General features: G+C 66.8%; 22 protein-coding genes. 14 read left to right on the plus strand and 8 right to left on the minus strand.

What is annotated here, in order from left to right; all coding sequences use genetic code 11:
• Window positions 1-11: 11 nt before the first annotated feature.
• The 4 genes from J3E61_RS27295 to J3E61_RS27310 all read right to left on the minus strand — a co-directional run bounded on the left by J3E61_RS27295 (window position 12) and on the right by J3E61_RS27310 (window position 4,738).
• Entirely contained in the window at window positions 12-884 is an 873-nt protein-coding gene (locus J3E61_RS27295) for a TIM barrel protein (protein WP_192723430.1), read from the minus strand.
• Entirely contained in the window at window positions 884-1,888 is a 1,005-nt protein-coding gene (locus J3E61_RS27300) for a Gfo/Idh/MocA family oxidoreductase (protein WP_210085999.1), read from the minus strand. Before J3E61_RS27300 ends, J3E61_RS27295 begins: the two co-directional genes overlap by 1 nt.
• The gene (locus tag J3E61_RS27305) at window positions 1,885-3,048 is read right to left on the minus strand and encodes a phytanoyl-CoA dioxygenase family protein (RefSeq protein WP_210086000.1); all 1,164 of its coding nucleotides are present in this window, start codon (window positions 3,046-3,048) and stop codon (window positions 1,885-1,887) included. Before J3E61_RS27305 ends, J3E61_RS27300 begins: the two co-directional genes overlap by 4 nt.
• 142 nt (window positions 3,049-3,190) lie before the next feature.
• Window positions 3,191-4,738, minus strand: coding sequence for a hypothetical protein (locus tag J3E61_RS27310; RefSeq protein ID WP_210086778.1), 1,548 nt, complete (start codon window positions 4,736-4,738; stop codon window positions 3,191-3,193).
• Window positions 4,739-5,132: 394 nt separating this feature from the next.
• On the opposite strand from J3E61_RS27310, the gene J3E61_RS27315 reads away from it, so the two are divergent.
• From J3E61_RS27315 to J3E61_RS27340, 6 genes are all read left to right on the plus strand, one after another.
• Window positions 5,133-6,137 carry a LacI family DNA-binding transcriptional regulator gene (locus tag J3E61_RS27315; protein WP_210086001.1) on the plus strand — a complete coding sequence of 335 codons (1,005 nt, stop codon included), beginning with the start codon at window positions 5,133-5,135 and terminating at the stop codon, window positions 6,135-6,137.
• 292 nt (window positions 6,138-6,429) lie between these two features.
• Entirely contained in the window at window positions 6,430-8,379 is a 1,950-nt protein-coding gene (locus J3E61_RS27320) for a 2-oxoacid:acceptor oxidoreductase subunit alpha (RefSeq protein ID WP_192723426.1), read from the plus strand.
• On the plus strand, window positions 8,376-9,452 hold the full coding sequence (locus tag J3E61_RS27325) for a 2-oxoacid:ferredoxin oxidoreductase subunit beta (protein WP_192723425.1): 1,077 nt from the start codon (window positions 8,376-8,378) through the stop codon (window positions 9,450-9,452). Before J3E61_RS27320 ends, J3E61_RS27325 begins: the two co-directional genes overlap by 4 nt.
• Before the next feature lie 11 nt (window positions 9,453-9,463).
• A complete protein-coding gene (locus tag J3E61_RS27330) occupies window positions 9,464-10,054 on the plus strand; it encodes a molybdenum cofactor guanylyltransferase (RefSeq protein WP_192723424.1) in 591 nt (196 codons plus the stop codon).
• 1,061 nt (window positions 10,055-11,115) lie between these two features.
• A complete protein-coding gene (locus J3E61_RS27335) occupies window positions 11,116-11,454 on the plus strand; it encodes a transglycosylase family protein (protein ID WP_192723423.1) in 339 nt (112 codons plus the stop codon).
• A gap of 212 nt (window positions 11,455-11,666) precedes the next feature.
• Complete coding sequence (locus tag J3E61_RS27340; RefSeq protein ID WP_192723422.1) at window positions 11,667-12,152, plus strand: transglycosylase family protein; 486 nt, start codon at window positions 11,667-11,669, stop codon at window positions 12,150-12,152.
• Here the strand turns inward: J3E61_RS27340 and J3E61_RS27345 are convergent.
• From J3E61_RS27345 to J3E61_RS27360, 4 genes are all read right to left on the minus strand, one after another.
• A complete protein-coding gene (locus J3E61_RS27345; protein WP_210086002.1) occupies window positions 12,124-12,711 on the minus strand; it encodes a hypothetical protein in 588 nt (195 codons plus the stop codon). The two genes, J3E61_RS27340 and J3E61_RS27345, sit on opposite strands and share 29 nt — an antisense overlap.
• Window positions 12,708-13,163, minus strand: coding sequence for an FAD-dependent monooxygenase (locus J3E61_RS27350; RefSeq protein ID WP_210086715.1), 456 nt, complete (start codon window positions 13,161-13,163; stop codon window positions 12,708-12,710). Before J3E61_RS27350 ends, J3E61_RS27345 begins: the two co-directional genes overlap by 4 nt.
• A gap of 741 nt (window positions 13,164-13,904) precedes the next feature.
• Entirely contained in the window at window positions 13,905-14,435 is a 531-nt protein-coding gene (locus J3E61_RS27355; RefSeq protein ID WP_210086003.1) for a PaaI family thioesterase, read from the minus strand.
• Window positions 14,432-14,824 carry a helix-turn-helix transcriptional regulator gene (locus J3E61_RS27360; protein ID WP_210086004.1) on the minus strand — a complete coding sequence of 131 codons (393 nt, stop codon included), beginning with the start codon at window positions 14,822-14,824 and terminating at the stop codon, window positions 14,432-14,434. The genes J3E61_RS27355 and J3E61_RS27360 overlap by 4 nt, the downstream gene beginning before the upstream one ends.
• A 107-nt stretch (window positions 14,825-14,931) precedes the next feature.
• Between J3E61_RS27360 and J3E61_RS27365 the strand changes: the two genes are divergently transcribed.
• From J3E61_RS27365 to J3E61_RS27400, 8 genes are all read left to right on the plus strand, one after another.
• On the plus strand, window positions 14,932-16,902 hold the full coding sequence (locus tag J3E61_RS27365) for a S9 family peptidase (protein ID WP_210086005.1): 1,971 nt from the start codon (window positions 14,932-14,934) through the stop codon (window positions 16,900-16,902).
• A gap of 10 nt (window positions 16,903-16,912) precedes the next feature.
• A complete protein-coding gene (locus J3E61_RS27370; protein WP_210086006.1) occupies window positions 16,913-18,172 on the plus strand; it encodes a saccharopine dehydrogenase NADP-binding domain-containing protein in 1,260 nt (419 codons plus the stop codon).
• A 53-nt stretch (window positions 18,173-18,225) separates the two neighbouring features.
• Entirely contained in the window at window positions 18,226-18,825 is a 600-nt protein-coding gene (locus J3E61_RS27375) for a DUF937 domain-containing protein (protein ID WP_210086007.1), read from the plus strand.
• 92 nt (window positions 18,826-18,917) lie between these two features.
• Window positions 18,918-21,578 (plus strand): valine--tRNA ligase, encoded by a 2,661-nt coding sequence (locus J3E61_RS27380; protein WP_210086008.1) that lies wholly within the window; start codon window positions 18,918-18,920, stop codon window positions 21,576-21,578.
• Between the two features lie 25 nt (window positions 21,579-21,603).
• Window positions 21,604-23,007, plus strand: coding sequence for a bifunctional folylpolyglutamate synthase/dihydrofolate synthase (locus J3E61_RS27385; RefSeq protein ID WP_210086009.1), 1,404 nt, complete (start codon window positions 21,604-21,606; stop codon window positions 23,005-23,007).
• Window positions 23,004-23,393, plus strand: coding sequence for a DUF4233 domain-containing protein (locus tag J3E61_RS27390; RefSeq protein ID WP_210086010.1), 390 nt, complete (start codon window positions 23,004-23,006; stop codon window positions 23,391-23,393). Before J3E61_RS27385 ends, J3E61_RS27390 begins: the two co-directional genes overlap by 4 nt.
• A gap of 10 nt (window positions 23,394-23,403) precedes the next feature.
• On the plus strand, window positions 23,404-23,814 hold the full coding sequence (ndk, locus tag J3E61_RS27395; protein ID WP_192723411.1) for a nucleoside-diphosphate kinase: 411 nt from the start codon (window positions 23,404-23,406) through the stop codon (window positions 23,812-23,814).
• 306 nt (window positions 23,815-24,120) lie between these two features.
• Window positions 24,121-26,931, plus strand: coding sequence for a ribonuclease E/G (locus J3E61_RS27400; protein ID WP_210086011.1), 2,811 nt, complete (start codon window positions 24,121-24,123; stop codon window positions 26,929-26,931).
• Window positions 26,932-26,963: the final 32 nt, after the last annotated feature.

The raw sequence follows: 26,963 nt of genomic DNA on the forward strand, positions 1-26,963 counted from the left end.
CGTCTTCGGCCTCATACCGGAACCGACCGCCCCACCTCGCTGATGTACTCGACACTGGTCCGGACGTCGCGCAGCGGTCCCTCGTCGGCTGGCTCTCCGTCGAGAATGGTGTCCTGTTCCATCACGAACCAGCCGTCAAAGCCGTTGCTGCGCAACGCCGTGACGATGCCTGCGATGTCGACGTCGCCGCTGCCGAGCGGGGTGTACATCCCTTCGCGAACCGCGTCGGTGTAGGTCAGCTCACCGGACTGGACGCGGGCGGCCAGCGCGGCGTCGACATCCTTGAGGTGAGTGTGCGCGATGCGGTCAGGCACCTCGCGGGCCAGCTGCAGCGGGTCGGTTCCGCCGATCAGCAGGTGCCCGGTATCGAGGCACAGCTTGATCTGGGAACCGGCGAGCACGCGGTCGACGTCGGCGCGCGTCTCCACCATCGTGCCGACGTGGGGGTGCAGCACTGCGAGCACACCCTTGTCGGCTGCCGCGGCCGCGAGCCGGTCCAGATTGCCCAGCAGGGTTGCCCATTGGTCGTCATCCAGTGCCGGGCGGGAGTCATAGCCGTCCGTGCCGGTGGCGGCTGCCAGCACCAGCACATCGGCCCCGCAGGCCAAGAGTGCCTCGAGCGGGCCTGCGATGTCGGCCAGTGGATCGTGCTCGGCGTCATGCAGCAGGACCGGTGCGAACGTGCCCACACAGCTGAGCCCGAACGAGTCGAGCAGCGCAGTCAGCTCGCCCGGATCCGAGGGCAAGAAGCCCTCTGGTCCGAGTTCGGTTGCGGCCAAACCCACGTCGCGCATCTCTGTGAGGACGCGGTGTGGGCTGAGCTGATAGCCCCATCCCGGCACCTCGCACACACCCCACGAAATCGGTGCGCCAGCGATTTTCACTATGACCTCACTTCTTCGATTCGTACCGGGGTGCCCCGGCGCAGTGATTCGGTCGCGGCCTCGGCCAGCCAGGCCACCTCGACCGCGTCGGCCACCGTGCAGGCAGGCGCGGCGGTGCCGTTGACCACGTCGACGAACGCGCTCAACTCGGCGCGGAACGCGTCGGTGAAGCGATCCATGAAGAAATGGTGCGCAGGCCCGGTCGGAAACTCGTTGGCCGGGTCGGCGTTTCGCACCGGTGCGCCCTGGTCCCAGCCGGCGACCACGGTGTCGTGGAAACCGTGCACCTCGAGTCGGCAGTCGTAGCCGCGGCCGTTGTAGCGGGCCGCAGATATGAGGCCGAGCGTGCCCTGATCGAACCTCACCACGACGGCGGCCGTGTCGACGTCGCCGTATTCGGTGAACCGGGGGTCGCCCTGCACGCTGCCCGTCGCGTATACCTCGACAGCCTGCTGGCCGGTGATCCAGCGCAACACATCGAAATCGTGTACCGCGCAGTCGCGGAAGATGCCACCCGAACCCGCGATGTATTCCATCGGTGGGGGAGCGGGATCCATCGTCGTGCTGCGCACGGTGTGCAGCAGACCCAGTGAGCCGTCGTCGACTGCGCGCTTGGCGGCGGCGAACGCCGCGTCGAACCGCCTCTGGTAGCCGACCTGAACCGGCACACCGGACCGGGCGATCACGTCGGCGACGCGAGCACTCTCGGCTGCGGTGGCGGCGATCGGCTTCTCGCAGAAGGTCGGCAGACCGCGGTGCACGGCGGCCAGCGTCAGCTCCGCATGCGCGGGCGTGGCCGCAGACACCACGACACCGTCGATGCCTGAGGACAGCAGCTCCTCAACCGAATCCGCCGGTTTGGCACCATGTTTGGCGGCGACGGCGGCGACCACATCGGCGCGCTCGTCGGCGACGACGAGGCCGTCGACGCCCTCTAGGCCGGACAACGTCTCGGTGTGGAAGGCGCCGATGCGGCCCAGTCCGATTATTCCGAGGGTGGTCATGGCATTCTCCGATCATCCTGGTCGCGCAGCGCGACATCGAGTTGTTCTGCGGTGAGGTCGTCGGCCAACGCCGAAAGCACTGTGTCGACCTGACTGGGTGGCGCCAGGCTGCCGATCGGCTGGTCGCTGTCCAGATTGGTGGGAAACGCGTAGCCCTCGGCGGTGGCCACCACCGCATTGAGCAGCTCGCGCTGCGGGCGGCCCGCAGCCTTCATCGCGAGCAGCGCGGGGTACACCGCACGCACCATCGCGGTGCGGTCCAGCGCTTCCATCGCGCGACCGAACGGTGAGGAGATCTGCAACAGATTCGCCATCCGGCGAAGGTGGCTCGAAACATTCGATCCTGCACCGTGATACAGCGCGGGATTGAAAAACACCGCGTCGCCTTTGGCCAGTGGCAGCTGGACGTGATGCTCGGCGAAGAACTCGACGAATTCGGGTCGGTTGAAGGCCAGATAGCCGCCCTCGAACTGCTGTGAGAACGGCAGTAACATCGTCGGACCGCTCTCGACCGGCATATCGCAGTGCGCGACTGCGCCCTGCAAGGTCAGCACCGGCGAGGTGCGATGTAAATGGGCGGGGTAGGCAGTCAGGTGCTCGTCGGGTACGAAGCCGAGGTGATAGTCCCGGTGCGGAACCTGTTGTTGCCCACCGGGATTGACGACGTTCACCTGCGAGGTGACCTGATACCGCGGACCCAGCCACGCCTGGCAGACCACAGCGAGTGCGTCGTTGGCGTAGTAGTCGGCGAACACATGCGGGTCGTGCAGCGCGAGCTTCTGCGCAGCGTTCCAGATCCTGTCGTTGGCGCCGGGCTTGCCGAAGTGGTCACCGGCCGCGGTGCCCACCGCGCGCTGCGCTTCGATGATCGCGAAGAACGCGTCGCTGGCCCGATCGACCACTTCCGCGTGGAACGCACCCTCGAAGACCACCACGCCTGGCCCGTCAGCAAGCGCCCGAATCAGTTCCGCTTGCAGTGCGCGGCGGTCTGTGTTGGCGACGGTGCTCGCCGAGTAGACGGGCACATTGCTTCGCACATCGGTCGCCATCGGGTACTCGGCGCGATCGGTAATGCGCAACACCTGTGCGCGGAAGTCGTCGAGGCGCAAGTCGACCTCATCGATCCACGCGCAGTGCGTAGCGCGAGCAGCTGCGGTCATGCCGAATAGTCTTGCTGTGACGGCGACCGCATTCAACGCCAAAAATCCATCAAAAAGCCATCACAGCTTCGGCGCCTGCTGCGCGCGCGCTCGGGGGCGCCGGTAGGTACCGACGCCCCCGAGGTTGAACCCGCGTAGCGGTTTAGGCGCTGCCGCCTGCGCCGCCTGCGCCACCACCGCCGCCAGAACCGCCGGACTGGCCGGAGTTACCAGTGCCGCCGCTGCCGCTGCCGCCGGTCGCGCCGGCTGCGCCGCTGCCGTCGGTGCCGCCCTTGCCTCCGGCGCCGCCATGGCCTCCGACTCCACCGGTGCCGACGCTGCCGGCTGCCCCGGTGGTTTCACCGAAGCCGCCCGCGCCTGCCCCACCGCCTGATCCGCCGGATCCGCCCGAGCCGCCGCTGCCACCGTCGCCGGCCGCGCCTGCCGTGCCGCTGCCGGCACCACCGGTGCCTGCTGCCCCGCCGTTGCCGCCGTTGCCGCCCGTGCCGCCCGTGCCGCCCGCGGCGCCGGAGCCGCCGTTGCCGCCAGTGCCGCCGGCATTCTTCAGGGTTGAGCCGCCGGTGCCGCCGGCGCCGCCACTGCCGCCGTTGGCGGCGTCGCCGCCATCGCCGCCGGTGCCGCCCGCGCCGCCACTGCCGCCAACACCGAAGGCGCCGCCGCTGCCGCCGCTGCCACCGTTGCCGCCTGCAGTGCCGCTCGTACCGCTGACTCCGACTGCGCCGTTGCCGCCGTTTCCGCCCTTCCCGCCTGCGCTGTCGGGCAGGTTAGTCGGATCGCTTCCGCCCATGCCGCCGTTGCCGCCGTTGCCGCCGTTGGCAACAGCGCTGCCGCCGTTGCCGCCGCCACCGGCGAGGTGAGCTGTAGTGCCTACAGCGCCGGTGCCGCCGTTGCCGCCGTTGCCGCCGTCACCGCCGCCTGCGCCGCCGTTGCCGCCGAGGCCGAAGTTCTGCCCGTTGCCGCCGACGCCGCCCGTGCCGCCGTTCTGCAGGCCGACACCCGAGTGGCCGTTGGTTGCCGCCGACACGCCATCGACGCCGTTGGTGCCGTTGGCAGCCGTGTTCAACGTCGCCGGGTTGACGCCGTTGATGCCGGCGCCACCCTGGCCGCCGTTCCCGCCCGAGCCGCCGTTTCCGATGAACATCGAGCCTTTGCCGCCGTTGCCGCCATTGCCGCCCGCGACGCTGGCGTTGCCGTTGGCACCGTTGCCGCCGTTACCGCCGTTGCCAAGGAACAGTCCGCTGTTGCCGCCGTTGCCCCCGTTTACTCCGGGCGTAGTAGGGCTGTAGCCGTCTCCGCCGCTACCTGCGAACAGTCCGCCGTTGAAGCCGTTGGGATGTGCGGCGGTGCCGTCGGCGCCGTTGCCTATGAAGATGTTGAGGCCCGGGATCTGACCGGCGAGGTCGAGGAAGGCATCCGACGCGCCAAACGGATCAGAAAGGTTGGGTGCAAGCGACGAAGTGAGCAGGCTGGATGCGCCGATTGCATCGCAGCCGAAGAGGCTTGTGCCCCCGCATACCTGGCCAAATGGTTCGGCCGCCGGCGCGGCATGCGCTACGCCGGACGAGAAAATCAACGCCGCCGCGGGAGCGGCAAGGACGATGCCTGCCCCGCCGATCGCCGCCGTCGCGAAAGTGCGAGCAGTCTTTGGCGACTGGCGGTCGCCGGGACCTCGCTTGCTTCGACTGGACATTAAGACCCCCTTCGTGGTGGGCAGGTCGCACGCCTTACCCGTCTTTTACTGGACATTTCAGAGCTTCGGTTGGTGCAGGCAGATTGGCGCGAGTAGTTCCCTACTCGAATATTTCGGTTGCAACTACTGCAGTGATGCGGGGCCGTCGGCTACCCAGGGCGCCGCTCGCCACGGTTGCTGCGAATGCGATGTTCTTTGCTATGTCAACGGCCACAGTCCGGAGCGTTGGCAGCAAAACAGGCGACGAGAAATAGGGGGTGTGCCCGACAAATTGGCCCGCGAGAGGGACGTGCAGCGACGAAAGGCCGCCTCCCACGCCGGCGTGTGACACCCTGGCTTCAGCATCAGAAAGCCATCAGAAACCCCTCACCGATTGCACCGAGGAAGGAACGCCTTGCCGCACCGCTACAAGGTCCGCGAGATCGCTCAACAGAGCGGGCTGAGCGAAGCGACGGTCGACCGCGTCCTCAACGAACGGCCCGGGGTGCGGGAGAACACCAAGGCAGAGGTCCTGCAGGCGATCGCCGACTTGGACAAGCAGCGCGCGCAGTTACGGCTCAACGGCCGTCGCTACCTGATCGACGTGGTGATGCAGACGCCGCACCGGTTCTCGGATGCCTTTCGCGCCGCGGTCGAGGCCGAACTGCCCGCATTCGCACCGGCGATGGTGCGTGCCCGTTTTCATCTGTGGGAGTCGGGGTCGACGGCGCAGATGGCCGAAGCGCTCGGTCGGCTGAAGGGTAGCCACGGCGTGGTGCTCAAAGCGCAGGATGAGCCCGAAGTGGCTGAGGCGATCGATCGCCTCGTCGACGGCGGTGTGCCCGTCGTGACCTACACGACCGATGTGCCGGCCAGTTCTCGCTGTGCCTATGTCGGCATCGACAACCACGGCGCGGGGGTGACGGCCGCCTACCTGATGAACCAGTGGCTCGGCTCGGCCCCTTCAGATGTGCTCATCACGCTGTCGCGAACGGTGTTCCGGGGCGAGGGGGAGCGTGAGGTGGGATTCCGCTCGGCTTTACGGGCATCCGGCCGGGCAATCGTGGAGGTCAGCGACAGCGACGGTATCGATGCGACCAACGAGCGCCTGGTGCTCGAGGCGCTGGAGCGGCACCCCAAGGTGGAGGCGGTCTACTCGGTCGGCGGTGGCAACACCGCGACGGTCGCGGCGTTCGAAGCATTGGGCCGCGACTGCAGGGTTTTCATCGCCCACGATCTCGACGCAGACAACCGGCGACTGCTGCGCGAAGGCCGCATCTCCGTCGTGCTGCACAACGATCTGCGCGCCGACGCGCGGCTGGCGATGCGGCTGATCCTGCAGGAGCGCGGAGCTTTGCCGGTCGAGCCGTCGCGGCCGGTCCCGATCCAGGTGATCACCCCATACAACGTGCCGGGCTAGTGCTAGCGAGTGGCTACTGATGGGTAACCAATTTTAAGAGAATGGCGTTCTCCGAAACGTGACGGAAAACACAATAATGTCTCGCGTAAGTCGCCGACATATGCGCTGAGCATTGCGTTCGATCTCAGGTCATTCGCACGTCGCCTGCGCGTCGGGTAAAGGGCTGCCTAAGAGAAGTGCAATAATCGGTACTGGCAGTGACATCAAAAATTTGGTGAATGTCCACCGACGGCGCGTCGGCCTGACCGCGACTCGGAGGACTTCGCCGGACAGCATCGGAAGGCAGGGCGCAGTGGGGGCCAACGACAATGCGGTCAGTCCCGGCACATTAGGCCCTCGGCAGAAGCTCGAAAAGGTCGTCATTCGTTTTGCCGGTGACTCCGGCGACGGCATGCAGCTCACCGGTGACCGGTTCACCTCTGAAGCCGCGCTGTTCGGCAATGACCTTGCGACGCAACCGAACTACCCCGCCGAGATCCGTGCGCCCCAGGGCACTCTGCCGGGCGTCTCGTCGTTCCAGATCCAGATCGCCGACTACGACATCCTGACCGCGGGTGACCGCCCGGATGTGCTCGTCGCGATGAACCCCGCGGCGCTGAAGGCCAACGTGTCCGATCTGCCCCGCGGCGGCCTGATCATTGCCAACTCCGACGAGTTCACCAAGCGCAACCTCGCCAAGGTCGGCTACGAGTCCAACCCCCTCGAGACCGACGAGCTTTCCGACTATGTGGTGCAGCCCGTCGCGATGACCACGCTGACGCTGGGCGCCGTCGAGCAGATCGGCGCATCCAAGAAGGACGGTCAGCGCGCCAAGAACATGTTCGCGCTGGGGTTGCTGTCGTGGATGTACGGCCGCGAGTTGGAGCACAGCGAGGCGTTCATCCGCGAGAAGTTCGCCCGCAAGCCCGACATCGCCGAGGCCAACGTGCTGGCGCTGAAGGCAGGCTGGAACTACGGCGAGACCACCGAGGCGTTCGGCACCACCTACGAGGTGTCGCCGGCCAAGCTCAAAGCCGGTGAGTACCGGCAGATTTCGGGCAACACCGCGCTGGCGTACGGCCTCATCACCGCGGGCCAACTCGCAGGCATCCAGGTAGTCCTCGGCAGTTACCCGATCACGCCGGCCTCCGACATCCTCCACGAGCTGTCCAAGCACAAGAATTTCAACGTCCTGACATTCCAGGCAGAGGACGAGATTGCAGGCATCGGCGCGGCCATCGGCGCGTCCTACGGCGGGGCGCTGGGCATCACCACCACGTCGGGCCCCGGCATCTCGCTGAAGTCCGAGGCGATGGGTCTGGCTGTGATGACCGAGCTGCCGCTGATCGTCGTCGACGTACAGCGCGGCGGACCGTCGACCGGCCTGCCCACCAAGACCGAGCAGGCCGACCTGCTGCAGGTGCTGTACGGGCGCAACGGCGAGTCGCCGGTCGCGGTGATCGCACCCCGGTCCCCGTCGGATTGCTTCGACGTCGCCGTCGAGGCTGCCCGCATCGCGGTCACCTATCACACGCCGGTGGTCATCCTTTCCGACGGCGCGATCGCGAACGGCTCTGAGCCGTGGGCGATTCCGGACGTCAGCACCTACCAGCCGATCAAGCACACCTTCGCGAAATCCGGCGAGCCGTTCCAGCCGTACGCCCGCGATCCCGAAACGCTGGCGCGGCAGTTCGCCGTCCCGGGCACGCCGGGTCTCGAGCACCGCATCGGCGGCCTCGAGGCGGCCAACGGTTCGGGCAACATCTCATACGAGCCCAAGAACCACGACCTGATGGTGCGGCTGCGTCAGGCCAAGATCGACGGCATCAAGGTGCCGGACCTCGAGGTCGACGATCCGACCGGTGACGCCGAACTGCTGATGCTCGGCTGGGGCAGCAGCTACGGCCCGATCGGCGAGGCCTGCAGGCGTGCGCGACGCAACGGCATCAAGGTCGCCCATGCGCAGCTGCGCAACCTCAACCCATTGCCTGCCAACATCGGTGAGGTGCTGCGGCGCTACCCCAAGGTCGTGCTGCCGGAGATGAACCTCGGACAGCTCGCGCTGCTGCTGCGCGGCAAGTTCCTGGTCGACGTTCAGTCGGTGACCAAGGTGGAAGGCATGGCGTTCCTGGCCGACGAGGTCGAAGGCATCATCGACGCCGCGTTGGATGGAACGTTGGGCGACAAGGAAATCGACAAGGCCAAGTTCGCGCGGTTGGCCGCGGCCACTATTGACGTAGACGGTGTGGGAGCTAACGCATGACAGACCTGATCGGATCGGACCTAGGCGTCACCCCACTCTCGAAGCTGAGCGGGGTGCCCACCACCGACGAGCCGCAGAAGGCCAAGGACTTCACCAGCGACCAGGAGGTGCGCTGGTGCCCCGGCTGCGGTGACTACGTCATCCTCAACACCATCCGCAACTTCCTGCCCGAGCTCGGGCTGCGCCGCGAGAACATCGCGTTCGTCAGCGGCATCGGTTGCTCCAGCCGCTTCCCGTACTACCTGGAGACCTACGGCTTCCACTCGATCCACGGCCGCGCCCCGACCATCGCGACCGGCTTGGCGCTGGCCCGCCCCGACCTGTCGGTCTGGGTCGTCACCGGTGACGGCGATGCGCTGTCGATCGGCGGCAACCATCTGATCCACGCGCTGCGCCGCAACATCAACATCACGATCCTGCTGTTCAACAACCGGATCTACGGCCTGACCAAGGGGCAGTACTCGCCGACCTCCGAGGTCGGCAAGATCACCAAGTCCACCCCGATGGGCTCGCTGGACTATCCGTTCAATCCGGTGTCGCTGGCGCTCGGCGCCGACGCCACGTTCGTCGGCCGTGCGCTCGACTCCGACCGCAAGGGACTGTCGGAGGTGTTGCGTGCCGCGGCCGCGCACCGCGGCGCCGCAATCGTCGAGATCCTGCAGGACTGCCCGATCTTCAACGACGGCTCGTTCGACCCGCTGCGTAAAGAAGGCGCCGAGGAACGCATCATCAACCTCAACCACGGCGAGCCGATCACGTTCGGAGCCGACGGTGCGTACTGCGTGGTGAAGTCCGGCTACGGGCTCGAGGTGGCCAAGACCGCCGACGTGTCGGCCGACGAGATCGTCGTCCACAACGCCACCATCGAGGATCCGGCGTATGCCTTCGCGCTGTCCCGGCTCTCGGAGCAGAACCTCGAGCACATGGTGATGGGCATCTTCCGTCAGGTCAGCAAGCCGACCTACGACGATGCCGCACGCAACCAGGTCGCCACGGCCCGTGAGGCCAAGCCGCACGACACGGCCGCACTGCAAGCGCTGCTTCGCGGCAAGGACACCTGGACCGTCGACTAACCTCTGTTGACGTGACGCCCCCCGTGCCGCTTGCAGCAGTCATCTTGGCCGGCGGGGCATCCCGCCGGATGGGCCGCGACAAGGCCAACCTTCCGTATCAAGGCAGCACGCTGCTGGAGCGCACGATGTCGATCGTGAGCCCCCGGTGTGCACCGGTATTCGTCATCGCCGCGCCGGGCCAACCGCTGCCCAAAGTGGAGGCCCAGGTGCTGCGCGACGAGGCTCGCGGCGAGGGGCCCCTGCTCGCGACCGGGCGAGGGCTGCGCGCGGCGGCCGACGCAGGGCTGGAGTTGGCATTCGTGTGTGCGGTGGACATGCCGCTGCTCGAGGTCGAGTTGATCGACGAGCTCGCGGGCCCTGCCGTGCGACTCGGCGCCGACGTCGTGCTGCCGTGGGATGGCCGCGACCACTACCTGGCCGGGATCTACCGAACGGCGCTTGCCGACCGCGTCGATGACCTGATCGTCGCGGGGGAGCGCAGCATGCGTGCGCTGGTCGACAGGGTCGACACGCAACGGATCGTGATGCCCGAGCAGCCGTCGCTGACCAACGTCAACACGGCAGCCGACCTCAGCGCCGTGCGCCCGCCTCAAATTGCCTAGCAAATTCAATCATCTTGCTCTGTTAATTTGCGCATTCAACCAATTCAATTTCGCGGCACGAATTCGCCCATATTTCTGCGGATATTAAATGGCGACTATCGCTGACCGCGCTCTGCGGCAGGCCCGGCCGCCGATGTCCCGGATGTACGTGAAACCGGTTGCCCGGCAGGGATATTGGCGAGCGCGTGGATGACTTTGCCCCGAATTTCGGCATGTTATGGAATGTTTGGCTGCTCGCCACCGTCCAGTCGTGCTGCGGTGCTAATGACGCCCAGGGACTGGCCGGATTGTGCAGGGCGGCCACGCGGGTAGGTCCGCGCCGCCATAATGTCCGTGGACAGAGTCAATGAGAGGCTTTGCGCACTCGAAGGCTGTTGCACAGCAATGCTATTGGGTTCCTAAAGGTTGTCGCCACCGGCGAGCGGCCCGAACGGACCCTCACACGTCCGGGTCCGCTGGGTGACGAAAAAGCAACGCCGACAGGGTTTTTCGAGCACACCGCGGCTGGCTCGATGTGGACTCGATCAGCGAACTGATGTCAGAAGACGACCTGTTCGGTGCCCTATCCAGCGATTTCCACAGGCGCAACGCCGTTTTCGGCGCATATTCCCGCTTCAAATCAGGTGTCTCAGCTCACAAAATGATCGTGATTTGAATCACGTCGACACGCCGGAGCTACCCATTCCGCTGTCGCGTCAAACCCGGAGCTGACCTGCACAGACGTTTCTCAGGTTCGGCCGTGATCTTCTCGTGATCTAACTGCGACACGCCCACGGGCTGATATGACTTTGCGGCCTCGGCTTTGTACGGTCCCTTCAGCTCCCAACGGAGCAAATAATTTCAAAACCAAGAACCTGCGTGTGAGTCGGGGCTGACACCTACGAGAAGGCGGTTTTCCGCTTTCGACAGCCGCCGGGCCTGTTGCCCGGTGAGGCACTTCATGCCTCCCGCTGCCGCACCTGACCGAGACGGTGCGGCCCAACCCCCTCGCCTGTGTACAGGCAACCACGCCCGCGTCTCCGCGCGGGTGGCGATGGCGCGCGCTTGGCGAAAGGAAAGCAGTGAAAAACATCCGCAAGACGTTTGGTCTGGCCACCATCACCGGTGCGCTCGTTGTGGCACCGATGGCAGCATCGCTCGGACTGGTGACCGGCACCGCCAATGCGGACAGCGGGGTCAACTGGGACGCCGTCGCAGCCTGCGAGTCGGGCGGCAACTGGTCGACCGCGACGGGTAACGGCTACTACGGCGGCCTGCAGTTCACGATGGGCACCTGGCATGCGAACGGCGGGCAGGGATCCCCGCAGCACGCCAGTCGCGAGGAGCAGATCCGCGTGGCCGAGAACGTCCTGCGCACGCAGGGCATCAAGGCGTGGCCTGTGTGCGGCAGGCGCGGCTAGTCACTAGGACGACAGAGGCGGCGCTGGGCTTTTGCCCGGCGCCGCCTCTTCTTTCTCAGAAGCCCCTTACACCAGATAAGTAACGGTTAAAACTTTTGACACTTGCGTAACGCGTGATGTTGATCACCCGAAACATCAGATAGCCGCAGCGGAGAACGCGCAACTGCTCCACCGCGGGCCTTGTTTCAGACGGTCGGGGAAGGACCGCAGTGATGAACATTCGTAAGGCATTCACCAAAGGCCTGTTGGCCGCCGCCATCGCCGGAGCTCTCGGCGTCATCCCAATGGCGCTCTCGACGGGCACGGCCAACGCCGACAGCGTGAATTGGGACGCCATCGCCCAGTGCGAATCGGGCGGCAATTGGGCTACCAACTCCGGCAACGGCGCCTACGGCGGCCTGCAGTTCAAGCAGGCCACCTGGTCCTCAAATGGCGGCGTGGGAAACCCCGCCACCGCGTCGCGTGCCGAGCAGATCCGCGTCGCTGAGAACGTCCTGCGCACGCAGGGCCTCAAGGCGTGGCCCAAGTGCGGCACCCAGGGCGCCAGCCCCGCCGTCTGGGGTGCGCCGAGCACGCCGACGGCACCCACGGTGACGACCGGCTGCGCCGCGATGCCCACCAGCGGGCTGCTCGGCTTCATCAACCCGCGGCAGATGTGCACCGCCCTGCTCAACCCGCTGGGCGCAGTGGGGGCCTGACACCGAATTCGTTGCCCTGGGGGTCGACGAGCACGCCCAGATCGCCCTGCACTGTCCATTGCCAGCGGTTCGGCACCACGCGTTCGTCGTGCACCCGGACGAACTTCCAGATCAGGCTCTCCCAGCCGGCTGACCCGTACAGCCAGCGCGGTGTGCCGTCGGGTCCGTCGCGGACCTCGGCACCGACGCGGTCAGCCCACCAGGCCGCGAGCTCCTCGGGCCGGTCGCTGTCGGTACACACCGCAAAAGCGTGGGCCGGCGGCTCGCTGCTCGACTGCGGGTCGAGAAACGCGCAGAACTCATTGCCCTCGACATCGGCAAGCGTGGCCCGCTCGGGAAGGTATTCCGCCAAGACCGTTGCGCCGAGGTCCAGCAGCGGTTCGATCGCGCGGACATAGACGTCCAGATGCACGCGGTTCTTCACCACCTTGTCTCGCGTCTGCGGGCGAAACGACAGCAGTGCGCGCTGAGCAGACGAGCCCAGCGCGGCGGCCCAGAACTTCTCCACGGCCGCCGGCTCGACCGCGTCGACCACCAATGGCCCGAGGCTGACGGTCATACCGACGCCCCATCCCGGTCGCTGGGCAATACGAACGCCGAACGCGCAGCCACGGTCGCGAGGTGCCGAGTCATCAACGCCTCCGGCACCAGCACCGTCGCCCGCCCGACCAGACCGCTGAGCAAGGCCGGCCGCAGATTGACCAGCTGTCCGACCACTTTCGACTCCCGTACCAGGGCCCTCGCCCGCGGTCGGCGAAACGCCGCAAACCGCGCGAAGGCCGCAGCCACGTCGTCGGTGCCGTCGACGAACCGCGCGAGCACCGCGGCGTCCTCGAGGCCTTGGCAGCCGCCCTGTCCCAGATGCGGCCGCATCGGATGCGCCGCATCCCCGACCACGACGACCGGACCACGTGACCATTGTCTTGCAGGCTCGCGGTCGTAGAGGTCGTTGCGCAGCACGCCGTTCGGATCGGTGGCGGCAAGCACAGCCGGAATCGGGCGGCCCACGATGAAAAGCGGGTCGTGAGATAGGCGAGCTCACCCCGCGGCGATACCTGCGCCTCTGCGGCTCGCTCGGTGGCGAACCAATACGTGCGATCGGCTCCCAGCGGCACAAGCCCGAACTCGATGCCGGGACCCAGGACTTCGCCTGCGACATCGGGGTCGATCGAGTAGTCGGACACTCCACGCCATGCGGTATAGCCGACGTAGTGGTCTGCCAGCGCACCGTTGAGGTGGCGGGCGACCATCGACCGGGTGCCGTCGGCGCCGACGACCGCGGTGGCTTCCCGAGTTGTGGAGTCCGACAAGGTGATTCGTACACCATCGGCAGTCGTCACCAGCTCGCGGACGGACAGTCCGGTGTGCACGGTGCCGTCGGCAAGTGCGTCGGCGAGCACCGCGGTCAACGCGGAACGGCGGATCACCACCAGCGGCTCACCGAGCGCCTTGACCAACCGCTCCCTGGCGGGGTGGCGCAGCCAGGTACCGTCGCGCCAACGCAGCGCCCCTGCGGTCACCCTGCCGCCTGCCTCGCGCACTGCGTCCCCGAGGCCGATTTCACCAAGTGCCGCAAGCGCGTTGGGCCAGATGCTGATCCCAGCGCCGGACGAGCTATCGGTGCGCTCCTCGATGACCGTCACCTCGTGGCCGCGGCGTTGCAGCGCCACCGCCGTCGCCAGCCCGGCGATGCCCGCCCCGATGATAAGGATCTGCTGCGCCATCCCTCGAAGGTAGCGCGGCCCGCGGCAGCTACAGGTCGAAGATCAACAGCGTGCTGGTGGCCGTCGCGACGACCGCGCCGCTGGCGTCGGTCACCACACCTTCTGAGAAGCCCACTCGCGAACCGGACTTCACGACCGTGCCCGTTGCGGTGAGCGTTCCGCTGTTGAGTCGCACCGCCTTCAGATAGTTGACCTTGATCTCGACCGACGTGTATCCCTTGCCCTGCGGAAGGGTGGTGTGCACGGCGCAACCGGTGACCGAATCCAGCAGCGTGCAGATCAGCCCGCCATGGATGGCTCCGATCGGGTTGTACGCGGATTCGTCAGGGACACAGGTGAATACCGCTCGGCCGTGTTCGACTTCGACGAGTTCGAACTGCATCAGTCCGGCAATCGGAGCTTGGGGGAGTTCACCGTCGACCATGGCACGCAGGTAGTCGATGCCGGCCATCGTCAGGCCTTTGGCGGTGCTGGGTCCCGGCGAGTGCCACGTCACGGTGCGTGAACGCTCCGGCCCCCAGTCGGCCTGGACGTCGGTATCTACCAATTCGGCGGTCATGGTGTCCTCTCTCTTGGTTGCCACGGTGCCCGGCGGAAACGTGGGCGGTCGGGGTCGTCGGGTTCGACGGCGTGGTCCAAACCCCACGCGGTCAATGCGTCCAGCACCGGGATCAGGCCTCGACCGGAGTCGGTCAGGTGGTACTCGAAGCGCGGCGGTGTTGATTGATAGGCGGCGCGGCGGACCACGCCGGCCTCCTCCAGCGCCTTGAGCCGGGCCGCGACGCGGTCGCGCGGCGCTCCGGTGCTCTCGACGATCCCGGAGAAGCGGCGATTGCCCAGCGCCAGTTCGCGGATGATCAGCAGCGACCACCGCTCGCCGACCAACTCCAGCGATGCCGCGATCGGGCATGCCCGACCCGGCAAGTCGGCCAGGACCACTGTGCGCATGACGCAAGCATCGCAGCAGTGAGTTTGAAAGTCAAACTCACTGCTGCGAGACCGCGGGGAGGTCGCGAATTTGCGTGAGATTGCGATCTGTGAGCAGGCTCGAATGCATGACGACCCCTTTTGATGACCTCGACGCTTTCCTCGCGCTGCCGCGCGCTTCGGGACTGGCGGTGTCACCGGACGGATCGCGGGTGGTCACGTCGATTGCCGAACTCAACGAGAAGCGCACCGACTTCGTCAACGCCATCTGGGAGCTCGATCCCGAGGGCAGGACGCCGGCACGTCGCCTCACCCGCGGCGCCAAGGGCGAGTCGTCGCCCGTGTTCACCGCCGACGGTGACTTGTTGTTCGTGGCCGCGCGGCCAACCGAGGACGACGACAAGCCGCCCGCAGCGTTGTGGCGGTTGCCCGCCGCAGGCGGGGAAGCCGTCGAGGTGCTCGCACTGCCCGGCGGCGTCGAGGGCGTTCGCGCCGCCACCGGCGCGGGGGTGACGGTGGTCGCCGCGAAACTGCTGCGCTCCGCGGGCGGCGTCGACGACGACAAGCGACTGCGCACGCTGCGCAAGGACAACAAGGTGTCGGCCGTCCTGCACAGCGGTTATCCGGTGCGCTATTGGGATCACGACCTCGGACCCGACCAGCCGCACCTGATCGACGCCGCCGGCTCGCGGGATCTGACGCCTCAGCCCGGTGACGCGTTGCGCGAGGCCGACTTCGACGTCAGCGCCGATGGCGCGTTCATCGTCACGTCGTGGCACGCCCCCGCGACAGGTGCATCGATCCGCGTAACCCTGGTCCGCATCGATGTCGCCACCGGGCAGCACACAGTCATTGCCGACGAAGCCGATGCCGATCTTGGCTTGCCCGCGATCTCGCCCGACGGCACCGCGGTGGCCTTCATCAGGGAAACACATTCCACACCCGCCGAGGCGCCGCGAATCACGCTGTGTCACATGCGTTTCGGCGAGCCCTTGGTCGAATTGACCGGGGAATGGGACCGATGGCCCACCTCGGTCACGTGGCGGACCGACGGTTCGGCGGTGATCGTCACCGCCGACGAGAACGGACGTGGCCCGATCTTCACGGTCGACCCGTCGACCGGCGCAGTCAGCCGCCTCACCAACGACGACTACACCTACACCGATGTGCGCACCGCGCCGGACGGCGTTGCGTATGCGATGCGCAGTTCGTATACGCGGCCGTCGCATCCGGTCCGGATCGACAGCGACGGGACTGTGACGGAGTTGCCCTGCGTGCCCACGCCCGAACTGCCCGGCACGCTGACCGAGGTGACTGCGACGGCCGCCGACGGCCAGTCGGTGCGGTCGTGGCTGGCACTGCCCAACGGCGACGGGCCCGCGCCGCTGGTGTTGTGGGTGCACGGCGGGCCACTGGCCAGTTGGAACGCCTGGCACTGGCGGTGGAATCCCTGGTTACTGGTGGCCAAGGGCTATGGGGTGTTGATGCCGGATCCGGCGCTGTCGACGGGCTACGGCCAGGACTTCATCCAACGCGGCTGGGGCGCTTGGGGTTTCGCGCCCTACACCGATCTGATGGCGGCCACTGACGCGGCGTGTGCGCACCCGGGTGTCGACGCGACGCGGACCGCGGTCATGGGTGGTTCGTTCGGTGGCTACATGGCGAATTGGATCGCGGGCCACACCGACCGGTTCGACGCGATCGTCACCCACGCCAGCTTGTGGGCGCTCGACCAGTTCGGGCCGACCACCGACGGTGCGTACTGGTGGGCTCGCGAGATGACACCCGAGATGGCCGAACGGAATTCGCCGCACCGCTACGTCGGCCAGATCCGCACCCCGATGCTTGTCATTCATGGCGACAAGGACTACCGCGTGCCGATCGGCGAGGCATTGCGGCTGTGGTTCGAGTTGTTGACCGAGTCCGGTCTGCCGGCGGCGGACGACGGGACCAGCCCGCACCGGTTTCTCTATTACCCGTCGGAGAACCACTGGGTGCTCTCGCCGCAGCACGCCAAGATCTGGTATCAGGTGGTCACCGCGTTCCTCGCCGAGCATGTACTCGGCGAGCACGTCGAGCTGCCCCAGACGCTGGGGTAGCGTCGCCGACATGAGCGCACCGGAGCCTCGCGAGTTCGACATCGTCCTGTACGGGGCCACCGGCTTCGTGGGCAAGCTGACCGCCGAATACCTGGCCAGAGCCGGGACCGATGCCCGCATCGCGCTGGCGGGCCGGTCGCAGGACAAGCTGCGGGCGGTCAGGGACACCCTCGGGGACACCGCGCAAGCGTGGCCGCTGATCGAGGCCGACGCGTCGCGACAGTCGACGCTGGATGCGATGGCCGCCAGGACGCAGGTGGTGGTGACGACCGTCGGCCCCTACATCAAGTACGGCTTGCCGATGGTCGCCGCGTGCGCTGCCGCCGGCACCGACTACGCGGACCTGACGGGCGAATCGCTGTTCATCCGCGAAAGCATCGACCTTTATCACAAGCAGGCGATCGACACGGGCGCCCGGATCGTGCACTCGTGCGGATTCGATTCCATCCCTTCGGATCTCACCGTTTTCGCGCTGCACCGGCGCGCCGAGCAGGACCAGGCGGGCCAGCTCACCGACACCAACATGGTGGTACGCAAGTTCGCCGCAGGGGTGTCCGGTGGCACCGTCGCATCGATGCTCGAACTGCTTCGCGTGGCTTCGTCGGATCCAGAGGCCAGGCGGTTGATGATCGACCCGTACACACTGAGCCCCGACCGCGCCGCGGAACCCGAACTCGGCGCCCAGCCCGACGCGCGGTGGCGCCGCGGCCGTGAGATCGCACCGGAACTCGACGGCTACTGGACCGGAGCCTTCGTGATGGCCGCAGCGAACACGCGAATTGTGCGGCGCTCCAACGCATTACTCGGCTACGCGTACGGCAGGCGGTTCGAATACGCCGAGCAGATGAGCGTCGGCAAGTCCCTCGTCGCGCCCGTCGCAGCGGCCATGGCCACCGGGGGAAACGCAGCGACGATCGCGCTCGGCAGCCGGTACTTCAACCTACTGCCGGACAAGCTCGTCGAACGGATCGCCCCCAAACCCGGCACCGGACCGACCGAAAGCGTCCGCGACAAAGGTCACTACACCATTGAGACCTACACGACCACGACGACCGGTGCGCGCTATCGAAGCACCATGTCGCAGCAGGGCGACCCCGGATACAAGGCGACGTCGGTCTTGCTGGGGGAGAGCGGACTGGCGCTGGCGCTGGACCGCGACCGGCTGTCCGATCTGCGCGGCGTGCTGACGCCCGCTGCCGCGATGGGCGATGCGCTGATGGACCGATTCCCCGCTGTCGGTGTGACGTTGGAGACGACCCGACTGAATTGACCTGCCCGCGCAGAACCGCTGTCCGCCAAGATCGCAGCGACTAGGGTCGATCCATGGCCGATCTTGACGAACTCTTCAATCAGATTCCCACGCAAGAGATTGCCGCCAAGTTGGGCGTCGACGAAGGGGAAGTGAACAGCGCCGTCAAGACCCTGGTGCCCGCTCTTGTCGGAGGTATCCAACACAACGTCGCGGCCGACGACATCGACTCGACCAAGCTCGAATCCGAAGTCGCCCAGCAGGGTCAAAGCGGTCTGCTCGACGGCGGAGTCAATGTCGACCAGGTCGACTCGAACCAGGGCGAGAGGTACATCTCGCGGATCTTCGGCGGCAACGACAGCAATGCGGTCGCCTCGGCACTGGCAGGCGGCGGGGCGGGCAACAGCGATCTGATCAAGAAGCTGCTGCCGATCCTCGCGCCGATCGTGCTCGCGTATATCGGCAAGCAGCTTACGAAGAACTCGACGCCCGCCGAACCGCAGGCGCAGTCCTCAGGCGGCGGCCTGGGTGACGTGCTGGGCGGCATCCTCGGCGGCGCGGGTGGTGGCGGCGGTGACAACCCGCTGGGCAGCATCCTCGGCAGCGTGCTCGGTGGGAAGCAGGGCGGCGCACTCGGCGACATCCTTGGCGGCTTGCTGGGCGGCAAGAAGTAGCTTTTCTCGCGCGAACAGACGCAAAGTGTCCCATTTCGTGGGCGTGTCGGGGCCTTTTACGTCTGCTCGCGCTGTCTCCCTAGAATTGCCGGGTGACCGCCAGCTCCGATAACTCCGCCGATGCCCTGCCCAAGTCGTGGGAGCCGGGCGCGGTGGAGAGCGATTTGTATGAGGGCTGGGTCAACGCCGGCTACTTCAAGGCCGACCCTTCCAGCACCAAGCCCGCCTATTCGATCGCGCTCCCGCCGCCGAACGTGACGGGCAGCCTGCACATGGGCCATGCGCTGGACCACACACTGATGGACGCGCTGACCCGCCGCAAGCGGATGCAGGGTTTCGAGGTGCTGTGGCTGCCGGGCATGGACCATGCGGGCATCGCCACCCAGACCGTGGTCGAGAAGCAGCTTGCCGTCGACGGCAAAACCAAAGAGGACTTCGGCCGCGAGCTGTTCATCGACAAGGTGTGGGACTGGAAGCGCGAATCCGGAGGCACCATCGCCGGCCAGATGCGCCGCCTCGGCGATGGCGTCGACTGGAGTCGCGACCGGTTCACCATGGACGACGGGCTGTCGCGGGCCGTCCGCACCATCTTCAAGCGGCTCTTCGACGCGGGGCTGATCTATCGCGCCGAGCGGCTGGTGAACTGGTCGCCGGTGCTCCAGACCGCTGTCTCCGATCTCGAGGTCAAGTACGAGGAGGTCGAGGGCGAGCTGGTGTCGTTCCGATACGGCTCGCTGGACGACAGCGAACCGCACATCGTGGTCGCCACCACTCGGGTCGAGACGATGCTCGGCGACACCGCGATCGCAGTGCACCCCGACGACGACCGCTACCGGCACCTCGTCGGCAAATCGCTGCCGCACCCGTTCCTCGACCGGCAGATCATCATCGTCGCCGACGACCACGTCGACCCCGAATTCGGAACGGGCGCAGTCAAAGTCACGCCCGCCCATGACCCCAACGACTTCGAGATCGGCCTGCGTCATCAGCTGCCGATGCCGTCGATGTTGGACACCAGGGGCCGGATCACGGATACCGGAACCGAATTCGACGGTCTTGACCGGTTCGACGCCCGGGTCAAGGTCCGCGAGGCGCTGGCCGAGCAGGGCCGCGTAGTCGAGGAGAAGCGCCCGTATCTGCACAGCGTCGGACATTCCGAGCGCAGCGGCGAAGTCATCGAGCCGCGGCTTTCGATGCAATGGTGGGTCAAGGTCGAGTCGCTCGCCAAGGCCGCCGGTGATGCGGTTCGCAACGGCGACACCGTGATTCATCCGCCCAGCCTGGAGCCTCGCTGGTTCGCCTGGGTGGACAACATGCACGACTGGTGCATCTCGCGTCAGCTCTGGTGGGGCCACCGCATCCCGATCTGGCACGGCCCTGACGGCGAAACCGTATGCGTCGGGCCCGACGAGACACCGCCCGAGGGCTGGGAGCAGGACCCGGATGTGCTGGACACCTGGTTCTCCTCGGCGCTGTGGCCGTTCTCCACGCTTGGCTGGCCGGACCACACCGACGACCTGGCGAAGTTCTATCCGACCACGGTGCTGGTGACCGGCTACGACATCCTGTTCTTCTGGGTCGCGCGGATGATGATGTTCGGCACATACGTCGCCGACGATCCCGCGATCACGCTGGACGGCAAGCGCGGCCCGCAGGTCCCGTTCGAAAACGTGTTCCTGCACGGCCTCATTCGCGACGAGTTCGGCCGCAAGATGAGCAAGTCGCGCGGCAACGGCATCGACCCGCTGGACTGGGTGGAGCAGTTCGGTGCCGACGCGCTGCGCTTCACCCTGGCCCGCGGCGCCAGTCCCGGCGGCGACCTGTCGATCGGCGAGGACCACGCGCGGGCATCGCGCAACTTCGCCACCAAGCTGTTCAACGCCACCCGGTTCGCGTTGATGAACGGCGCCGCGCCGGCCCCGCTGCCAGAGGTGTCGGAGTTGACCGACGCCGACCGGTGGATCCTCGGCCGCTTGGAAGAGGTTCGCGCCGAGGTGGATTCGGCGTTCGACAGCTACGAGTTCAGCAGGGCGTGCGAGTCGCTGTATCACTTCGCCTGGGACGAGTTCTGCGACTGGTATGTCGAGCTCGCCAAGGTGCAACTGGCCTCCGAAGAAGTGAGTCGTGCCCAACACACGACCGCGGTGTTGGCCGCTGTGCTGGACACTCTGCTGAAGTTGCTGCACCCGGTGATGCCGTTCGTCACCGAGGTGTTGTGGAAAACGCTGACGGGCGGCGAGTCGATCGTCATCGCGGACTGGCCGCAGCCTTCGGGGTTCGCCGTGGATGCCGTTGCCACGCAACGCATTGTCGATATGCAGAAGCTGGTCACCGAGGTCCGCCGGTTCCGCAGCGATCAGGGCCTCAACGACAGACAGCGGGTGCCTGCGCGGCTGTCGGACATGGACGACCTGCATGCGCAGATCCCGGCCGTGCGGTCACTGGCGTGGCTCACCGAAAGCGACGAGTCGTTCGCCCCGTCGGCCCAAGTCGAGGTGCGGCTGTCGCGGGGCACGGTTGTGGTCGAGGTCGACACCTCGGGCACCGTCGACGTCGCGGCCGAACGGCGTCGCCTCGAAAAGGACTTGGCCGCAGCCGAAAAGGAGTTGGCAGGAACCGCAGGGAAACTCGGTAACGACGCGTTCCTGGCCAAGGCGCCCGCCGACGTCGTCGAGAAGATCCGCGCCCGCCAACAGCTGGCCCGCGAAGAAGTTGATCGCATCAGCGCGAGGTTGGCCGGGCTCGGTCGATGAGCGCTTGCGCGAAGAGTGGAATTAAATGACTGAACTCGTCCCCACGCCGGACGAAATCGCTTCGCTGCTACAGGTCGAGCACCTGCTCGATCAGCGTTGGCCTGAAACGAAATTGGAGCCGAGCACAGCTCGCATTTCCGCGCTGATGGAGATGCTCGGCTCGCCGCAGCTTGGCTACCCGTCGATCCACATCGCAGGGACCAACGGCAAGACATCGGTGGCCCGGATGGTCGACGCGCTACTCACCGCGTTCAGCAGGCGCACCGGACGCACCACCAGCCCCCATCTGCAGTCCGCTGTGGAACGGATTTCGATCGACGGCAGGCCCATCAGTCCGGCCGCGTATGTCGCGACTTATCAAGAGATCGAGCCGTTCGTGCAGCTCGTCGACCAGCAGTCGGAAGCGGCGGGCGGACCCGCCATGAGCAAGTTCGAGGTCGTCACCGGGATGGCGTTCGCCGCGTTCGCCGACGCTCCCGTCGACGTGGCTGTGATCGAGGTTGGTCTCGGCGGCCGCTGGGACGCCACCAACGTCGTCAACGCGCCGGTCGCGGTGATCACGCCGATCGGGGTCGACCACGCGGACTACCTCGGCGACACCATCGCGGAGATCGCCGGCGAGAAGGCAGGCATCATCACCAAGCAGAATGACGACCTGGTGGCCACGGATACCGTCGCCATCATCGGCCGCCAACTGCCCGAGGCGATGGAAGTTCTTCTGGCGCAAGCGGTTCGAGCTGATGCCGCGGTGGCGCGTGAGGACTCCGAGTTCGCGGTGCTTGGTAGGCAGGTGGCCGTCGGCGGCCAGCTGCTCGAACTGCAGGGCCTCGGCGGTGTCTACTCCGACATCTTCATTCCGCTGCACGGCGAACATCAGGCACACAACGCAGTGGTCGCCCTCGCTGCGGTAGAGGCCTTCTTCGGTGCGGGCGCGGACCGCCAGCTCGACATCGAAACGGTCCGTGCCGGGTTCGCCGCCGCCACCAGCCCGGGCCGGCTGGAGCGTCTGCGTACCGCGCCGACGGTGTTCATCGACGCGGCCCACAACCCCGCCGGCGCAACAGCACTCGCGCAGGCGCTGCAGGAGGAGTTCGACTTCCGCTACCTCGTCGGTGTGGTTTCGGTGATGGCCGACAAGGACGTCGACGGCATCCTCGCCGCGCTCGAACCGGCCTTCGATGAGATCGTCGTGACGCACAACGGATCACCGCGTGCGCTCGACGTCGAGGCACTGGCGCTGCGCGCCGAGGAAAGGTTTGGACCGGAGCGAGTCGTCACGGCAGCCACGCTGCCCGACGCGATCGAGACGGCCACGGCGCTCGTCGAGAGCAATGACGACAAAGGGTTCAGTGGCGCCGGCGTGGTGATCACCGGCTCGGTCGTCACCGCGGGGGCGGCGCGCACGCTGTTCGGGAAGGATCCAGAGTGAGCGAGCAGCCTCAAACCCCCGACCCGTGGAAGAGCTTTCGCGGCGTGATGGCGGGCACGCTGATCCTGGAAGCCATCGTGGTGCTGCTGGCGCTGCCAGTGGTCTCCTCGGCAGATCACGGCCTGACCCCGCTGACCGCCGGTTACCTGATCGGCTTCGCGATCGTGCTGGTCTTGCTTGCCGGCGTCCAGGGTCGACCGTGGGCGATCTGGGTGAACGTCGCGATACAGGTGGTGCTGATCGCGGGGTGGCTGCTCAACGGCGCGGTCGGCTTCATCGGCCTGATCTTCGCCGCAGTGTGGCTGTTCATCGCGTACTTGCGCGCCGAAGTGCTGCGCAGGCAGAAGCGCGGCCTGCTGCCGGGCCAGCAGACACCGTCCGACTAGGCTGTGCGCCGTGACTGAGCGGACCCTCGTTTTGATCAAGCCCGACGGCGTCCAGCGGCGCCTGGTCGGACAGATCCTCAGCCGTATCGAAGGCAAGGGCCTGAGCATCGCGGCGCTGGAACTGAAGAACGTCAGCGACGACCTTGCTCGCAGGCACTACGCCGAGCACGAGGACAAGCCGTTCTTCGGATCGCTGCTGGAGTTCATCACCTCGGGCCCCGTCGTGGCGGCCATCGTCGAGGGCCCGCGGGCCGTTGCCGCGTTTCGCCAGATCGCCGGCGGCACCGACCCGGTCGAGAAGGCCGCGCCGGGCACAATCCGCGGTGACCTGGCACTTGTCACCCAGGACAACCTCGTGCACGGGTCTGATTCGCCGGAGTCTGCGGCCCGCGAGATCGAGCTCTGGTTTCCGGATCTTTAGCTGCCGACAGCCGCGGTTGTCCAGCCTGGTCGGTCACCGACGAGTGATGTGGGATACTGGCCTCGGGTAGCCGGCCTGTTACGCGGGGCGGATGCCCGAATGAAGACTTAGACGTGCGCGACCATCGCTACCGCGGTGCGGCGCCGACCGTCCAGCCATCATTCAGACCGGCACCGAGACGGTTCCGAACAAGGGACTCCTCGGGGCGAGACCATAACAAGCTCGGGAGAAGTAGCCCGGGCTCATAGGGAAAGCCCTCGCGTGGCCGCGTCAGACAGGACGCGCCCGGGGGCTTGAGGAGAATACGTGGCCGAAGATGCGCCTACCCAAGACCTATCAGAAGAGACTCAGCCCGGTGAGGACCAGCCACAGGCGCTGACGGACCCGCCGGCCGAGCACCACGCCGAGGAAGCCCGTGCGGACGACGTGTCCGGGGAGTCACCGGAGTCGGCAGACGCCGAAGCATCCGCGGACTCAGACGAATCGGACGGTTCCACAGCCCTTGAGGGCGCCGAAGACTCCTCAGAAGACGAGCCGGAGTCGCGGCTGATCCTCGAGAAAGCCCCCGAACCCGAACGGGCCGACTACCTGCCCCTGTTCATGGCGCCGCAGCCGGTCCAGCTGGAATACGACCCGGACTCCGACGAAGACGACGAGGACGACGACGGCGGACCCGACTCCGACGACGACCAAGAGGAACGGCCCGCCGGCCGCCGCCGCCGCCGGGGCCGTCGCGGTCGTGGCCGCGGGCGCGGCGAACAGAACGACGACGACGACAACGACTCCGGCGACGGGCAGTCCGACGCCAAGAGCGACGAGGATTCCAACGGCGATTCCGATGAATCCGACGACGACACCGGCGATGAGGAGGGCGGCACCGAAGGCGCAACCCGCCGTCGCCGCCGCCGTCGGCGCCGCAAGTCCGGTTCCGGGGACGACAGTGATGAAGCCACCTCGCCGGACGATCCGCCCAACACCGTCGTCCATGAGCGTGCGCCGCGTCGGTCCAGCAAGGCCGACAGCGACGGAGGCAACGGCGAGATCCAGGGCATCAGCGGATCGACCCGGCTCGAGGCCAAGCGGCAACGCCGCCGGGATGGCCGCGACGCGGGCCGGCGCCGTCCGCCGATCCTGAGCGAGGCCGAATTCCTGGCCCGCCGCGAGGCGGTCGAGCGCACGATGGTGGTGCGCGACAAGGTCCGCACCGAGCCGCCGCACGAAGGCGCCCGCTACACGCAGATCGCGGTGCTCGAGGACGGCGTCGTCGTCGAACACTTCGTCACCTCCGCCGCGTCGGCCAGCCTGGTCGGCAACATCTATCTCGGCATCGTGCAGAACGTGCTGCCCTCGATGGAGGCGGCGTTCGTCGACATCGGCCGGGGCCGAAACGGCGTGCTGTATGCCGGCGAGGTGAACTGGGAGGCCGCGGGACTCGGCGGGCAGAACCGCAAGATCGAGCAGGCCCTCAAACCCGGCGACTACGTCGTGGTCCAGGTCAGCAAGGATCCGGTCGGGCACAAGGGCGCGCGGCTCACGACGCAGGTGTCGCTCGCCGGCCGCTACCTGGTCTATGTGCCAGGCGCGTCGTCGACCGGCATCAGCCGCAAGCTGCCCGACACCGAACGGCAGCGGTTGAAGGAAATCCTGCGCGAGGTGGTCCCCGCCGATGCGGGCGTGATCATCCGCACGGCGTCGGAGGGCGTCAAGGAAGAAGACATCCGCACCGACGTCGAGCGCCTGCAGAAGCGCTGGACCGAGATCGATGCCAAGGCCGCCGAGACCATCGCGAAAAAGGCCGGCGCTGCGATCGCGCTCTACGAAGAGCCCGATGTGTTGGTCAAGGTCATCCGCGATCTGTTCAACGAGGACTTCTCCGGCCTGATCGTGTCCGGCGACGACGCGTGGAAGACCATCAACGACTATGTGAATACCGTTGCGCCCGAACTTGTTCCGAGGCTGACGAAGTACGAGCCCGCCGAGGGCGGCCCGGATGTGTTCGCGGTTCACCGTATCGACGAGCAGCTGACCAAGGCGATGGACCGCAAGGTGTGGCTGCCGTCGGGCGGCACGCTGGTCATCGACCGCACCGAAGCGATGACCGTCGTCGACGTGAACACCGGCAAGTTCACCGGTTCGGGTGGCAACCTGGAACAGACGGTCACGCGCAACAACCTCGAAGCGGCCGAGGAAATCGTGCGCCAGCTGCGGCTGCGTGATATCGGCGGCATCGTCGTCATCGACTTCATCGACATGGTGCTGGAATCCAATCGGGATCTGGTGTTGCGCAGGCTGACCGAGGCGCTGGCGCGCGATCGCACCCGCCACCAGGTGTCCGAGGTGACATCGTTGGGATTGGTGCAGCTGACACGAAAGCGGTTGGGCACCGGCCTGATTGAGGCGTTCTCCACGCCATGCCCGCACTGCGCGGGCCGGGGCATCCTGTTGCATGGTGACCCGGTGGATTCCGTTTCCGGGGGCGCCCGCAAGTCCGACTCGGGTGGGCGCCGCGGCAAGCGGGGCAAGAAGGGCGGTAAGGCCGACGACGTCGAGGTCGCGAAGGTGCCCGCGCACCCCGCCGGTGAGCATCCGATGTTCAAGGCGATGGCCGCGGCCAACGGTAAGCACGAGGACGACGAAGACATCGACGGTGAGGTCGACGAAACCAAGGCCGCCGAGGAAGTCGCCGAGCTCGAACCCGACACCATCCGCGAGGCGTACGTCCAGGCCGAGGACGAAGAACTCGAGGACGAGGACGAGGACTTCGACGAGTCCGATGATGAGTCCGACGACGACGAGTCCGACGAAGACGAATCGGATGAGGACGAGATCGACCTCGACGCCGACGACGAGGATGAAGACATCGACGACGACATCGAGGTCATCAATGGGGACACCGACGACGACACAGACTCCGACGATGACGAGGACGAGTTCGACGAAGACGACTCCGACGAGGACGACTCCGACGACTCGGAGGACGACTCAGATGACTCGGATGACGACTCGGATGAGTCGGAAGACCACGTCGAGCAGCCCGCCGCGGTGACGGCTCCCGGCGGTCGGCACCGCCGTCGCGCCGCCGTGCGGCCCGCCGGCCCGCCGGCTCACGACGGCTGAGCGGTGTGACCTGCGGTGATTTGACCCTGTAG

The sequence above is a fragment of the Mycobacterium sp. OAE908 genome (assembly GCF_017872775.1).
In the GTDB taxonomy this organism is placed as follows: Bacteria; Actinomycetota; Actinomycetes; order Mycobacteriales; family Mycobacteriaceae; genus Mycobacterium.

Excerpts from the sequence above, each read along its gene's own strand:
- J3E61_RS27300 (WP_210085999.1), bottom strand. The coding sequence starts at position 1,888 with ATGACCACCCTCGGAATAATCGGACTGGGCCGCATCGGCGCCTTCCAC.
- J3E61_RS27325 (WP_192723425.1), top strand. The coding sequence starts at position 8,376 with ATGACAGACCTGATCGGATCGGACCTAGGCGTCACCCCACTCTCGAAG.
- J3E61_RS27355 (WP_210086003.1), bottom strand. The coding sequence starts at position 14,435 with ATGACCGCCGAATTGGTAGATACCGACGTCCAGGCCGACTGGGGGCCG.
- J3E61_RS27370 (WP_210086006.1), top strand. The coding sequence starts at position 16,913 with ATGAGCGCACCGGAGCCTCGCGAGTTCGACATCGTCCTGTACGGGGCC.
- J3E61_RS27365 (WP_210086005.1), top strand. The coding sequence starts at position 14,932 with ATGACGACCCCTTTTGATGACCTCGACGCTTTCCTCGCGCTGCCGCGC.
- J3E61_RS27340 (WP_192723422.1), top strand. The coding sequence starts at position 11,667 with ATGAACATTCGTAAGGCATTCACCAAAGGCCTGTTGGCCGCCGCCATC.
- J3E61_RS27375 (WP_210086007.1), top strand. The coding sequence starts at position 18,226 with ATGGCCGATCTTGACGAACTCTTCAATCAGATTCCCACGCAAGAGATT.
- J3E61_RS27385 (WP_210086009.1), top strand. The coding sequence starts at position 21,604 with ATGACTGAACTCGTCCCCACGCCGGACGAAATCGCTTCGCTGCTACAG.
- J3E61_RS27310 (WP_210086778.1), bottom strand. The coding sequence starts at position 4,738 with ATGTCCAGTCGAAGCAAGCGAGGTCCCGGCGACCGCCAGTCGCCAAAG.
- J3E61_RS27345 (WP_210086002.1), bottom strand. The coding sequence starts at position 12,711 with ATGACCGTCAGCCTCGGGCCATTGGTGGTCGACGCGGTCGAGCCGGCG.
- J3E61_RS27305 (WP_210086000.1), bottom strand. The coding sequence starts at position 3,048 with ATGACCGCAGCTGCTCGCGCTACGCACTGCGCGTGGATCGATGAGGTC.
- J3E61_RS27360 (WP_210086004.1), bottom strand. The coding sequence starts at position 14,824 with ATGCGCACAGTGGTCCTGGCCGACTTGCCGGGTCGGGCATGCCCGATC.